At 44.7% G+C, this 12,451-nt stretch carries 22 protein-coding genes and 1 riboswitch; of the genes, 16 read left to right on the top strand and 6 right to left on the bottom strand.

The features are described 5' to 3' along the window. Positions 1–99 precede the first annotated feature (99 nt). Both BUA12_RS02945 and BUA12_RS02940 read left to right on the top strand, forming a co-directional pair. A complete protein-coding gene (locus BUA12_RS02945; protein WP_084669866.1) occupies positions 100–336 on the top strand; it encodes an AbrB/MazE/SpoVT family DNA-binding domain-containing protein in 237 nt (78 codons plus the stop codon). Beyond that, on the top strand, positions 333–725 hold the full coding sequence (locus tag BUA12_RS02940) for a type II toxin-antitoxin system death-on-curing family toxin (protein WP_072708126.1): 393 nt from the start codon (positions 333–335) through the stop codon (positions 723–725). The genes BUA12_RS02945 and BUA12_RS02940 overlap by 4 nt, the downstream gene beginning before the upstream one ends. Before the next feature lie 75 nt (positions 726–800). On the opposite strand, the gene BUA12_RS02935 is transcribed toward BUA12_RS02940, so the two are convergent. Beyond that, positions 801–1,301: a kinase gene (locus BUA12_RS02935; RefSeq protein ID WP_072708124.1), complete on the bottom strand. Its 501-nt coding sequence runs from the start codon at positions 1,299–1,301 to the stop codon at positions 801–803. 95 nt (positions 1,302–1,396) lie between these two features. Between BUA12_RS02935 and BUA12_RS13230 the strand changes: the two genes are divergently transcribed. Continuing rightward, complete coding sequence (locus BUA12_RS13230; protein ID WP_281248118.1) at positions 1,397–1,531, top strand: hypothetical protein; 135 nt, start codon at positions 1,397–1,399, stop codon at positions 1,529–1,531. Between the two features lie 91 nt (positions 1,532–1,622). On the opposite strand, the gene BUA12_RS13170 is transcribed toward BUA12_RS13230, so the two are convergent. Then, positions 1,623–1,871 carry an alpha/beta fold hydrolase gene (locus tag BUA12_RS13170; RefSeq protein ID WP_245772731.1) on the bottom strand — a complete coding sequence of 83 codons (249 nt, stop codon included), beginning with the start codon at positions 1,869–1,871 and terminating at the stop codon, positions 1,623–1,625. Between the two features lie 269 nt (positions 1,872–2,140). Between BUA12_RS13170 and BUA12_RS02925 the strand changes: the two genes are divergently transcribed. Continuing rightward, positions 2,141–2,635, top strand: coding sequence for a GNAT family N-acetyltransferase (locus BUA12_RS02925; protein WP_072708120.1), 495 nt, complete (start codon positions 2,141–2,143; stop codon positions 2,633–2,635). Between the two features lie 32 nt (positions 2,636–2,667). Further along, positions 2,668–3,177 carry a GNAT family N-acetyltransferase gene (locus BUA12_RS02920; RefSeq protein ID WP_072708118.1) on the top strand — a complete coding sequence of 170 codons (510 nt, stop codon included), beginning with the start codon at positions 2,668–2,670 and terminating at the stop codon, positions 3,175–3,177. 349 nt (positions 3,178–3,526) lie between these two features. Here BUA12_RS02920 and BUA12_RS02915 read toward each other — a convergent pair whose 3' ends face one another. Next, a complete protein-coding gene (locus BUA12_RS02915; RefSeq protein ID WP_072708117.1) occupies positions 3,527–3,832 on the bottom strand; it encodes a type II toxin-antitoxin system RelE/ParE family toxin in 306 nt (101 codons plus the stop codon). Next, a complete protein-coding gene (locus BUA12_RS02910; protein ID WP_072708116.1) occupies positions 3,819–4,088 on the bottom strand; it encodes a type II toxin-antitoxin system Phd/YefM family antitoxin in 270 nt (89 codons plus the stop codon). The genes BUA12_RS02915 and BUA12_RS02910 overlap by 14 nt, the downstream gene beginning before the upstream one ends. Positions 4,089–4,438: 350 nt before the next feature. Between BUA12_RS02910 and BUA12_RS02905 the strand changes: the two genes are divergently transcribed. The 4 genes from BUA12_RS02905 (at position 4,439) to BUA12_RS02890 (ending at position 6,251) form a co-directional block, all read left to right on the top strand. Beyond that, positions 4,439–4,699 (top strand): general stress protein, encoded by a 261-nt coding sequence (locus BUA12_RS02905; protein WP_072708114.1) that lies wholly within the window; start codon positions 4,439–4,441, stop codon positions 4,697–4,699. Between the two features lie 9 nt (positions 4,700–4,708). Further along, complete coding sequence (locus tag BUA12_RS02900) at positions 4,709–4,915, top strand: hypothetical protein (protein WP_072708112.1); 207 nt, start codon at positions 4,709–4,711, stop codon at positions 4,913–4,915. Between the two features lie 158 nt (positions 4,916–5,073). Then, positions 5,074–5,505, top strand: coding sequence for a VOC family protein (locus tag BUA12_RS02895; RefSeq protein WP_072708110.1), 432 nt, complete (start codon positions 5,074–5,076; stop codon positions 5,503–5,505). Positions 5,506–5,582: 77 nt separating this feature from the next. Then, entirely contained in the window at positions 5,583–6,251 is a 669-nt protein-coding gene (locus BUA12_RS02890) for an O-methyltransferase (RefSeq protein ID WP_072708108.1), read from the top strand. A 48-nt stretch (positions 6,252–6,299) separates the two neighbouring features. Here BUA12_RS02890 and BUA12_RS12850 read toward each other — a convergent pair whose 3' ends face one another. Together BUA12_RS12850 and BUA12_RS02885 are read right to left on the bottom strand one after the other, a co-directional pair. Next, positions 6,300–6,518, bottom strand: a complete 219-nt coding sequence (locus BUA12_RS12850) for a hypothetical protein (protein ID WP_084669858.1) — start codon at positions 6,516–6,518, stop codon at positions 6,300–6,302. Between the two features lie 60 nt (positions 6,519–6,578). Further along, entirely contained in the window at positions 6,579–7,376 is a 798-nt protein-coding gene (locus BUA12_RS02885; RefSeq protein WP_084669856.1) for a YkvI family membrane protein, read from the bottom strand. Between the two features lie 241 nt (positions 7,377–7,617). Between BUA12_RS02885 and BUA12_RS02880 the strand changes: the two genes are divergently transcribed. From BUA12_RS02880 to BUA12_RS02850, 7 genes are all read left to right on the top strand, one after another. Next, positions 7,618–8,127: a YfiT family bacillithiol transferase gene (locus BUA12_RS02880; protein WP_072708106.1), complete on the top strand. Its 510-nt coding sequence runs from the start codon at positions 7,618–7,620 to the stop codon at positions 8,125–8,127. Positions 8,128–8,203: 76 nt separating this feature from the next. After that, complete coding sequence (locus BUA12_RS02875) at positions 8,204–8,512, top strand: hypothetical protein (RefSeq protein ID WP_072708104.1); 309 nt, start codon at positions 8,204–8,206, stop codon at positions 8,510–8,512. After that, on the top strand, positions 8,500–8,967 hold the full coding sequence (locus tag BUA12_RS02870; RefSeq protein WP_072708101.1) for a hypothetical protein: 468 nt from the start codon (positions 8,500–8,502) through the stop codon (positions 8,965–8,967). The genes BUA12_RS02875 and BUA12_RS02870 overlap by 13 nt, the downstream gene beginning before the upstream one ends. 303 nt (positions 8,968–9,270) lie before the next feature. Further along, entirely contained in the window at positions 9,271–9,732 is a 462-nt protein-coding gene (locus BUA12_RS02865; protein ID WP_084669854.1) for a hypothetical protein, read from the top strand. An 82-nt stretch (positions 9,733–9,814) separates the two neighbouring features. Then, positions 9,815–9,917: riboswitch (SAM riboswitch) on the top strand. Between the two features lie 60 nt (positions 9,918–9,977). Next, on the top strand, positions 9,978–10,991 hold the full coding sequence (locus BUA12_RS02860; RefSeq protein ID WP_072708099.1) for a methionine ABC transporter ATP-binding protein: 1,014 nt from the start codon (positions 9,978–9,980) through the stop codon (positions 10,989–10,991). Further along, positions 10,984–11,643, top strand: coding sequence for a methionine ABC transporter permease (locus BUA12_RS02855; protein WP_072708097.1), 660 nt, complete (start codon positions 10,984–10,986; stop codon positions 11,641–11,643). Before BUA12_RS02860 ends, BUA12_RS02855 begins: the two co-directional genes overlap by 8 nt. Then, positions 11,644–12,450: a MetQ/NlpA family ABC transporter substrate-binding protein gene (locus BUA12_RS02850; protein ID WP_072708095.1), complete on the top strand. Its 807-nt coding sequence runs from the start codon at positions 11,644–11,646 to the stop codon at positions 12,448–12,450. The last annotated feature ends 1 nt before the right edge of the window (position 12,451 follow it).

Here is a 12,451-nt window from a genome sequence, read left to right as displayed (position 1 = left end):
GTATATGAAGATGTATGTCGGTTTGAATAATATTAAAAATGAGTAATTTAGTATATACTTATATATACATGGATATACTTTTATAAGGGAGGGTTTACTTTGAAAATTTTAGATACCAGAAAAGTCCGTAAAGTAGGAAACAGCAGCGTAGTCACTTTACCAGTTCATTTACTGGATAAACTTAACATTGAAAATGACGAGGATATAGTATTCGTAGAACACGATGATAAAGTTTATATACAATCTGCAGTATCTAAAGAAGAGAAATTTAATTCTAAGATGGATCAGATTACAAAAGAATATGATGATGTATTCAAAGAATTAGTGGATAGATGAAATATTTATCTGAGCAGGAGATCATAAAAATTAACAGATACGTCATTCATAAATATAGCCCGTCTGAACCGGTGGGAGTTATACATTCGACAGCGTTAAACATGATTGTAGAAACACCGAAACAAAATGTGTTTGGAAAAGAATTATACCCTGGTGTTATAGAAAAATCTGCATTTATTTTTAAGAGTATCATTCAAAAGCATGTTTTTATAAACGGAAATAAAAGAACAGCTTTCTTAGCTTTAAATATGTTTTTAAATATGAACGGTTATAAATTGAACGTTGATAAAGTTGAGGCTGTGAGTTTTACAGTGAAAGTTGCAACTGAGTCGCTAACTGACAAAGAAATTAATACTTGGATCGGAACACATACTGAAAAAATGATCTAGTAATAGGCTCCGGCAATATTTATGAAACAATGACTATTGTGCCAACTGAAATTATTTTTTGTACAAATATAGAAGTTAATCATCCTCTATATCTTTTATTATAAAATTGATTGTTTCTGTAACACTATAATCGGACGTAATGACTTTCTCCTTATCAAGATTGAGAAAGTCTTTTTCATTCCACCATCTTCTCATTTCCTTCTCGCCAAATTCATGTGAATTGGGTTTTAAATTGTGTCTTCTTACAGTTTCTTCAAATGGAATATCAAAATAGTAGGCAAGGTATCTGTCATCAAAATCATCAATCAATTCGTTGAACATATCACCGTACCATTTCGCTGCAGTGATGCCTTCGACAATGACGAACTTACTTTTCCCGTTGCCATATTCAGCAATCCGTTTCATAAGGTCGATCGCCAAATTATCTTTGCCGTCTTTTACGAACATCATTTCCCTTCGTACGACATCCTGCGCGACGAGGAGAGTGCCTCTGCCAATTGTTTTCTGCAAAGTTTTAGCCACCGTGGTTTTGCCCGCACCAGAATTTCCACGTATGATGATCAGTTTTGATTTCATAAGGTCTCCTTTCAGATTAAACATGAACGGATTTGATTAAATTTCTTATAAGTGAAGAAGAAGTTAAGCCGAAATTTATAGTAGGGGATAGATTATTGGACTTTAAGGCCGGTCGAGAAAATGGAATTGAAGTCGTCGGCTGCCGGTTTTATTTTTCCAAAGATGAAGAACTGGCAGAAGCGGATCATATCATCACATCTTTATCGGAATTGAAAAGAATCATCACTTGAAATTAAAATTTATTATTAAGAGAGTAGTTAAAACTTCATCCTCACCTTCGAAGATGAAGTCTTTATGATTAGATTTATAATCTTTCTGAAATTATATTGTACTTCTTATAAACTTCTTAAATTTCTCCTCCTCTTCTATATCCGGACTGTGGTTGCTGTGTTCAAATGTGGTCAGGGTTCCCTTGGGCATCAAGCGCGCCGCTTCAGCACTGAATACATGAGGACACTGTACATCATGCCTGCCGCAGTATATAAAAGCTTCGACGGGTGAAGTCTTCAGCTCTTCCCTTATGTCATAGTCCTTCAGCTCTGAAGTGAAATAATCGATTTTTTCTATCAACGTTCGACCACTTTGTTTTCTTATAGACAGTGTAATATTCAGCTAAATGTTGTGACATAATATTTCCCAGTTCATTGAATTCGCTGTAAAGGTGTGTAAAAGCAAGCGGTGCTCCAAAACCTCTCTTGAATATTTCAAAATTCCCCCGGGCAGTCTCTATCATCTGTGGATTGAACATATTATCCCCTTTTCAACTAGTATTCTAAAAATTCAATAATATTTGCTATAATTGTAGCATAAACTAATTTTCATTATTAAGGGTGACTTGTATGAAAATAAGAGCATTGATTGAAGATGATGCAGAGGAATTCTTGAAACTATATAAAAGGCTGGATGAGTCGGGCTATATGCTCTATGATCCCGGCGAACGGCAGACGAGCGTGGAGGACCAGAAAAAAAGCATAGCCGGGTTAAAGAAGGATGATGGGGTTTATTTTCAAGTCGCTGAAGTGGATGGCAATCTCGCCGGATTCATGGCGGCATTCAGGGGAAAGCTCAACCGGAATAAGCATTCGGCCTACCTTGTGCTTGGAGTGGATGCGGCATGCAGGGGCAGGGGGATCGCCTCATCATTATTCGATCATGTATTTGAATGGGCTGAAGACCAGGGCATCACGAGACTTGAGCTCACGGTCATTAAAGATAACGTGCCGGCGTTCAACCTCTATAAAAAGATGGGATTCACCGTTGAAGGTGAGAAGGTGCATTCCCTGATGATCGACGGCAGGCCGGTGAATGAGTATTATATGTATAAATTGATTTAAAAATGGATATTCAAGTTTACGGGGGAATGGAAATGAAGATCAGACAAGCGGTAGTGAAAGATGCACCGGGCATCGCAAAAGTCCATGTGGACAGCTGGAGGACGACTTATAAGGAAATCATACCCGGCAGTTATTTGAACGATTTATCATATGACGAAAGGACCGATCTATGGAACAGGATCCTTATGGAAGAAAGGGACAATGTCATCGTTGCGGAGGATGAAGCGGGCCGGATCATAGGCTTTGCCTCATGGAACGGCAGGGACGACTCATGTGACCTGACGGCGATCTACCTGCTGGAGGAATTCCAGGGCAGGGGGATTGGCAAGAAGATGTTTGAAAAACTGTTCAGTCACTTTAAAGCGAAGGGCTACGACAAAATTACTGTCGAAGTGCTCGAGGACAATAAAACCCGTTACTTTTACGAACATTACGGTGCTGAACTGACCGATACCGTGGAGATCAGCATCGGCGGGGAGATGTTCAATGAGCTGATCTATGAATGGGATGATGTGGAGGAAGTGATTGGAAAGTTACGATAGCAGGATGCTTAAATATATATTAATAACAAATGGATCATTGCTTCTACGAGTGTGAACATTGAAAAGGTTGGGGCTATTAACTATCTCACGATGAATGATGACATTTACATATCAATCATTCTGTTTGTCGGTCACATGGTACTTTTGGATCAGCCTGAAATTTCTAACACAATAAATGGGAGATTTTTAATTTTGAACGGGCAGGGAGAAAGAAATGGAAATCAGACAACTCAATAAAAAGGAAAATCATCCGATGAATTTATTGTTATTGGATATCGAAAAAGGACGAATAAAAGAGCCCTTTAAGGACTCTGATAATGATTATAGACTAAAGGTTTACCCAGCTTTATTATCTTAATATCTGGAGATAGTCCCTTGCTTCATGAAGAACCCTAAAAATATAGACCGTGTTGTCTATAATCCGATAAAATACGATATAGGGGTCTGAAACGATCATTCTAAGATCTAAATGAACCAAACTTTCTTCTACAACTTTTAATCCAGCATAGGAAGAAGTCTCTAAATGCCTCAAAGCATCCGTAATACGATTTAATACTCTCTCTGCAGCTTTCGCATCATCTATCAAGATGTAATTTAATATATTATCCAAATCACTTTCAGCTACAGGAAGTAATGCTACTTTATAGCTCCCCATCTATTCTCTCCTTGATCCTTTTATTTACAGAATCAAGCGATGAAGTCTTTTCCCCGTATAATCTCTGTTCTTCAGCTACTAATAACTTTTCTTTTAAATCAATGAGCGCTTCTCTTTTTTCAAACGCCTCAATACTCTTTAGTACAAGATCACCTTCACCATTTTTGGTGATATATACAGGTTTCTGCTTTTCATGAGCCAATTTTGAAATGGAATTATAATCATTTCTTAACGTAGTTGAGGATTTTATAAGCATTGACAAAACCTCCATTCATTTATTCTACCTTTGTAATATCATAATTCAGTAATTATAAATGATTTTTTGTGGGAAGGGGCATGGTTATGAATTTTGTTCATTCATCCTGAAAAGCATTGAAGAAAATATAAGAAGACAAGATTTCGCCTGACTGTCGCCAAATTCAACACAAGAGCCATCCATCTTTACGAAAAGCTCGAATTTGAAAAGATGGAGGAATTCCGTGCTTATTCCAGGGGGTACCGAACGATGGTCAGGCATACCGATTCAATATGATGAAGTAATTCCATCATTATATCCAGGCGGCCCGGGGTAATAGTGAAGTAAGGAAATGAACCGGAGGGATCATGATGAACAGTATGGAAACGTTTGCCACCGAGCAGCAAGTCATTAAAAGGATAGAAGAGTTGAAATCGGACGGTGTGGATGAAAATCAGATTACGCTCGTTGCGGCTCATGGCCTTGAAGCGGGAGGGGCGTTCGAAGCATATTCAGGAGTGGAGGCGAAAAGCTCAGAAGGCAGTGCGTGGGACAAAATCGTGTCGTTCTTCACCAATGACCAACCTGAAGAGAAGTTGGCCGGCAGACTGAATCTGACTTCTTCAGAATAGCAGGAATTCATGAAAACATTGGACCCCGGTAAGATTCTGCTTAATGTGGACAAACAGGTGACGGTGTCCGGGCAGGATACGGGCTTCATAGGCGATCCGGATGCAGGAGCGGCCGGCACCGATGGCCTCAGAGGGACAGGCGTGGCCGGCAGAACGGACCTAGGCACAGCAGGGCTGGCAGGCGCCCTCAATCCCGATGGCGATGAGGCTGAGTAAACCGTCAGTGATGAAGGAGCCACCTCCGACGAAGAATTACGCAGGCTGCGTGAAGAGGAAAACATCGATGTAAATTCAGGTGACAGGAAGTGAATGGGTTGATATTCGGACGGAAGGTATCTTACTTGAAAACATGTTAACCGAAAAGGGGGATGAACATGGACAGGATCAATTTGATCACTCTCGGCGTCAAAGATCTTACAGAATCAGTCGAATTCTACAGGAACCTTGGATTTGAACCATCTATCATGGGACATGAGGACGAAATTGAAATCGTGTTTTTCAGGATGAACGGCTCGAAGCTAGCGCTCTATCCAATGGAAAAATTGGCAGCGGAAACAGGACATGAAGCAGGATTCGCAAAGGGTGAATTCAACGGCATTACACTGGCCTTCAATGCCAAATCGGAGAAGGAGGTCGATCGGATTTTGAAAGATGTCACCATGTATGGCGGTGAAGTCGTACGTAAAGCAGCACCAACCGAATGGGGCGGCTACGGCGGTTATTTTACAGATTTGGACGGGTATTATTGGGAAGTCGCATATGGAGCAGACTGGGAATTTGATGAAAACGATATGCTGATCATTTAAATCCTCCACTTTTAAGCTGAATTTCAGTTTTATCATTTCTTAAATTGGGAAATTGGTTGAAAACGGAGGTATGATGCATGGATTTGAAAGAAACATGGAAAGATGTGGACGCGTATTTCAACGATGAACTCAAAGTTTCAGACGAGGTCACAAATTCTATATTGAAGAAGAATGAAGAAGCAGGGCTGCCGCCGATAGAGGTTGCTGCAACACATGGTAAGATGCTTTTCCTTTTGGCGAAGATGAGCGGAGCGGGCTCGATTCTGGAAATCGGCACCCACGGTGGTTACAGCACAGTCTGGCTTGCCCGTGCCCTGCCGAAGGACGGACTGATGGCTACGCTTGAAGTGAGTGATCAACATGCGGATATTGCGGAAGATAATATCCGGAACGCCGGCTTTGAAGATCAGGTGACGGTGATCAGAGGCCCGGCCCTGGAAAGTCTGCCGAAATTGCTGGAGAGGGGCTATCCCCGATTCGATTTCATTTTCATCGATGCGAATAAGGACGGTTATCCGGAATATCTGGAAGAAGCGCTGAATGTTTCGACAACCGGGACTGTCATTGTTGCAGACAATGTCGTCAGGCAAGGCAGGGTGATCGACCCTGACTCTGGAGAAAAGAGTGTCCCGCATATCAGGAAATTCATCGACATGCTGTCAGAAAATGATGAGATTGAAACGACTGTGATACAGACGGTGGGCCGAAAAGGCTATGACGGCTTCCTGCTGGGAAGAGTGAAGTGAATAAAAAACAGGACCTGGGAGTTAATCTCAGGTCCTGTTTCCTAGATATTACATCAATTTTCTCTTCGTATATTTGTTTGCAAGCCATCTGAACGTCAGGGCAGCGGCTATCGCAAGACCGATATAGCCCAGTATCGGATAGACGAAGTTCACCAGTTCGACGAAGCCGACATTAGATACCAGGAAAGCGGCAGCAAGCGAGACGGCGAGCATGATTTTATACCTGCCTGAGAAAGGTTCGGTGAAGCGCGTCAGGAAGGGGTACATCAAACCGACCACCGAGTTGTAGATCAGAAGTATGATGATGATCGAGTAGACTGTACCGATTCACGGTGCAATCTGATCCGCCATCGTCATCGCAGGCAGCGGGACGGTATTTGCTTCCGGCATGATGCTGAGCACACCGACATTGACGAGCAGCATCAGCAGCATGATGATGAGGCCGCCATAAATGGCGCCCCGGCGTGCAATGACGTGGCGTGAGGCCTCAGATCCCATGATGGATAAGAAACTGAAGGCTGTCGCAAGTGCTAGGCCTGCATAAGTAATTGCGTCGAACCACCAGAAGTTCGAAGGTGTCCTTGTCAGATCGGCGAAGTCATCCACTTCCGAATACGGTACCACAGGGTTCAGTATGTTATATCCGGTTATGATGATGACGGCTATGATCAACAGGGGTGTGATGCCGCCGATGATGCTGATGATCTTATTAAAATCGAGCAGCAGTGTCAAACCGGCAAAAGCGATGATGATGATCACGCCCAATTGTGGATGTATACCGAATGACTGGTTGAATGTCGCGCCGCTGCCTGCAATCATTACAACTGCTATCCCATACAGGAAGAATATGAGTGCATAGTCGACCACCAATCCGACTTTCGGACCGAACAGCACCCTGAGCGGGGTTTCGTGGGACTCCGCATTCAACCTGAAGCCGAGTTTGGCCGCCTGTCTTCCCGCAAACATCAGGATGAGCGCAGCGACGATGATGCCTAAAATACTGACCAGACCGTGGCTCGCGAAAAACTGCAGCACTTCCTGGCCGGTTGAAAAGCCGGCACCGACGATGATCCCCGCATAGGCGAAGCCGATCCTCCAAGATGAAAAATTTTTCCCTTGTGACATAAATTCATCTCCTCACTAATGTACATAATTAATATTAACTACCGGCTGCGTTATAAACACACTGTAATAATTCTTATTACACTATAATTGTTAAATTAAATCTAATGAATTTGATTATAATTTAATGATTCAACATCTTGGTATCAGTGTTGAAGCAGATGTTGGTATTGAAACATTTGAAGGTACCTTGTAAGGTTATGTTATATTTGAAGTGACAACACTAAAGAAGAGGGGTATTCAAATGGATGTAAGATTTCCGATCGGCAACCTCGATGTGCCGGAAGAAGTGACTCTTGAAAATGTGCAGGAATGGCTCGGCCAAATTGAAACTTATACGGATCGCCTGAGGGAGGCTGTCAGCGGACTGAGTGAAGAGGAACTGAATAAGACCTACCGCGAAGGCAGCTGGAATGTACGGCAGCTCGTCCACCACATCACAGATTCGCAGCTCAACATGTACCAGCGTCTGAAGCTTGCCTTGACGGATGACGGGCCGACGGTACCGGATTTCGATCAGGAGGAATGGGCGAAACAGCCGGATAATGAACTGCCGGTGGAGGTGTCGATCAAAATTCTGGAAGGCCTGAACGAACGTATCGTGGCACAGGCCAAAAATCTGACTGAAGAACGATTGGACCGCTACTTCATCCTTGAAACAAACGGCAAAATCACCGTTGCGACAAAAATTGCGAAACTGGCTTGGCATGAAGAACATCATTTGGAGCATATCAAGATCGCTCTTGCGAAATAGTAAATGATTTCCGGGACCGCTCTCTCTGGGGGCGGTCCCTTTATGTGACCAAAACTAAATATGGGGGATTACACCAATGATTCATAAGATGTATATGAGGATGGTTTGGGCAGCATTGGCAGGTACATTGATCTCTATTGTGCCTTTCTTCATCTATTACATATTTTCAAGAGATTTGGAAAGCTTCTTCGTTTTCATCATTATACTTGTGAGCGGTCTGATTACGACGGGGGTCGGTCTTTATTTTGCGAAAATCACTAAAGCACACGACCCGGGTCTAAATGAGCTGGACTATCGCACAATCGACGATATCATCATCAAACAGGATATATGGTACTTCAAGCGGCTGATGAAAAAGGGAAGTACATCAGCATGGCGACAATGAACATTCAAACAATCAAACACTTTTTCCTCTCTTTCCTCTCACATTTCAGCATCACTGTGCCGATCGTCTATCATCTCAGGGACCACCGGGGAGATCTCATCAGCATCTTCAATAGAAGGGGCGTCAGAAGTGCAATTGTGGATATTTTCGACAGTCAGAGGAAACCGATTGGACGTGTCGAATTTGATGAACTGAAGGTCATCATCACATTCAAAGGGACGGTGTTTACTGAGGATGATTCCTACCCCGTGACAACGGAATTCCTCTTTGAAGATGCAGATGTGAAAGGGCTGCTTCACTTGTCTTCGTTCAACAATGCGATTACATACCATAATAGTTTCAGGAGCATGCACAATGAAGTCGCGAAACTGGATGAGCCCATCAGCACCGATACAGGGAAAGTCGCGCTCAGCCTGATGACGATACTTTACTATGTGAGATGGAACAGTAATTGAACGATTTCAATGATGCGGTACAGCCGGTCATCGACCTGATTTTATGATATAATAAACAACAAATTATCCGGATTGCAGAAGCAGTCTCCACTTCCCTCACACAACTTTGAAAGCATCGAAGGAGATGCAGTTTGACGGGAAAAGGATGGTGCGGGAAATGGTTGTTGCTCAAGCAAGGTAGATCTATCTGTATATCAGAGTATCAGCTGAACGTTTTAGGATCACCATCATGTCCACAGTTACAGTTTGAGTGCATATGGTCTTTAGCGTGTATGTAAAAAACAAACGAAAAGAGGAACAGGGATGGCTGAGAATAATTTTGAACAGCAAGTGCTGCAGATGCTTGGGAATATGAATCAAAGGTTTGACGGGATTGATCAGAGACTTGAGGGAATTGACCAGAGACTTGACGGTTTTGAGAAAAAGTTTGAAGAAATTGACCGTCGATTTGATGAGATCGATGAAAAGTTCATTGTGATCGACCGCCGCTTCGACGAGATCGATGAAAAATTCATTGTGATCGACCGCCGCTTTGATGAGGTTAATGGAAAGTTTGTGACCATGGATCGCCGTTTTACTGCAGTGGAAGTGCAGTTGTCCGATCTGAACCGTAAGGTGGACGGCATCCAGGCGCAGGTGGTGGCCAATTCGGAAGCGCTGACCGACTTGAAGGAAGCCGGACGGACGCATCATTATTTAAGGGATAAGCTTGCAGAGCATGATGAAGAGATCTACCACCTAAAGAAAGAGGTTTTCGTGGAATGACTCCCGTCCATGAGGTGCCAGTCATTTAAGGCCCTCTTGCAATAGGGCCGCCTTTAATATATGATGGACTTCAATTGTATAGCAATTATCCAGAGCAGACGGAGGGATTTGGCCCGCTGATGTCTCGGCAGCGGGCCATCAGGCACTGTGCCAATTCCAACAAGCAGATGCTTGAACGATAATCCATCCGGCCATCTGCAGCACGCAGATGGCTTTTTATTTTGATGAAAATGAGGAGGGCTTCCATGTCCATAGTATTTAAAGATGTTTCCAAAACTTATATACATAAGGGTAAGGAGATCAATGCACTGCGGCCGACTTCACTCACCATCCATGAAGGTGAAATTTTCGGCCTGATCGGCTTCAGCGGCGCCGGGAAGAGTACACTGCTGCGGTTGATCAATATGCTGGAATCACCGTCTTCAGGCATGATTCACGTCGGTGATGATGAAATGACGGGCTTGAGCAATAAAGACCTCAGGGTCAAGCGCCAGAAGATCGGTATGATCTTCCAGCAGTTCAACCTCATCGAATCGAAGACAGTCGCCGAGAATATCGAATTCGTCCTGAAGGCGGCCGAGTATCCCAAAGGCCAGCGGGACGGCCGGATCGATCAGTTGCTGGATCTTGTCGGGCTGTCGGATAAGAAGACTGTGTATCCGAAAAACCTGAGCGGCGGCCAGAAGCAGCGTGTCGGCATCGCCCGCGCACTTGCCAATGATCCCGACGTGCTCCTCAGTGATGAGGCGACGAGTGCACTCGACCCCGATACGACGAAGACGATACTGAACCTTTTGAAGCGTATAAATAAAGAACTCGGCATCACCATCGTCGTCATCACGCATGAGATGGCAGTCATCAAGGAACTTGCAGAGCGTGTCGGTGTCATGTCGGACGGAGCGGTCATCGAACTCGGTGATGTCTATCAGATCTTCAGTGAGCCGAAGCATGAAGTGACCAAAGGATTCGTCCAGGATATTTATGATTTTGAAGTGCCGGCTCATATCGTGGAGACTTCGGAGAACCGGATCATCACCTTGAAATTCCTGCGTGAAAGTGCAGAAGAAAACCATCTGAACAAACTCTACAGGAACTATGACCTCTCCATCAGCATCCTGAACGGGCGTGTGGAGTACATCAACGGCATCCCGCTCGGCATACTGATGCTGCAGGTGTCGGGTGAATCTGATGAAATCAGGCGGCTTATAGAAAGTATCGACAAGACGCCGGGAGTGGAAAGGGCTGAAATATATGACTGATCTATCAAGCTTATGGCCGCTGCTTTACAGGGCCTTTTTAGAAACGACGCTGATGGTGTCGATATCGATTTTCTTTGCGGTGCTCGTCGGGCTGCCGCTCGGTGTCCTATTGTTCATCACACAGCACCATCTGTTGTTTAAGATAAAACCTTTGAACCAGATTCTCGGGGCACTGGTGAACGTCATACGCTCGTTTCCGTTCATCATACTGATCGTCGCCATCATGCCTTTTGCGACATGGCTCGTCAATGCATCGCACGGTCCTGTGTTTGCCAGTGTCGCACTGTCGATCGCTGCCGTGCCGCTGTTTGCCCGGCTCGTCGAGTCGAGTTTCAACAGCATCCACAGCGGGGTGATCGAAGCGAGCATCGCAGGCGGTGCTTCTGTGTTCATGATCGTGACGGATGTGCTGATCCCGGAGGCGAAGAAGGGGATCATCCAGGCGATTACGCTCACGATCATCACCATCATCGCATTCAGTGCGACGGCGGGCGTCGTCGGGGGCGGCGGTATCGGTGACCTTGCGATCCGCTACGGATATTACAGATACGATACGCTCACGATGGTGGTCACAGTCATTTTACTGATCATCATCGTGCAGCTCATACAATGGATCGGTGACTTCCTCAGTCGCCGCGAGGAGGGGAAATAGATGCGCGGAATCTTATTGTTTCTGGCAGGCACATTGGGTGTCATCATCATGTCAAGTGTCTTATTATATGAAGATGAAGGCGAGGTCATCACAATCGGTGCGTCCACCGGTCCTTTCAGTGATATGGTGAACTTCGCGCTGAAGCCGCCGCTTGAAGAGATGGGCTATTCGGTGGAAATCATTGAATACACGGATTATGTACAGCCGAACAACGCCCTCCACAACGGCGACCTCGATGCGAACCTGTACCAGAACATCCTGTTCATGGAAGACTTCAATGAAGAGAACGGTACCGACCTTGAAGCACTTGTGCAGGTGCCGACGGCGCCGATGGGACTTTATTCGGGTGAATATGACAGCATTGAAGCGATTGAAAACGGCAGTGAAGTGGCGCTGCCGCTGGATCCGGTCAACGCTTCCAGAGGGTTCCTCACCCTCCAGGATGCCGGGCTGATCACGATCAGTGAGGATGCCAACACATTCGCGATCGAAGAGGCCGATATCACCGCAAACAATAAAAACCTCGAATTCGTCTTCCAGGATGCAGGACAGCTGCCAAGGAGCGTGGATCAGATCGGACTGTCGCTTGTACCTGGGAATTTTGCCCTGGCCAGCGGTATGGATCTGAATGATGCTCTTGGCCTGGAAGTCATGAACGAATATGTCAGGAATCAGGTGGTCATGAACGCATCGGACACGGACAGTGCCCTCGCGGATGACCTCGTTGAAGCTGTACAGTCCGACTATTTTGAGAGCGTCATCGATGAGGATTTTGAAGGGTTCGATAAACCTGAAGAGGAGGAATGAC

It is taken from the genome of Lacicoccus alkaliphilus DSM 16010 (genome assembly GCF_900142805.1).
Taxonomy (GTDB): domain Bacteria; phylum Bacillota; class Bacilli; order Staphylococcales; family Salinicoccaceae; genus Lacicoccus; species Lacicoccus alkaliphilus.
This window is presented reverse-complemented; position numbering and strand designations above follow the sequence as displayed.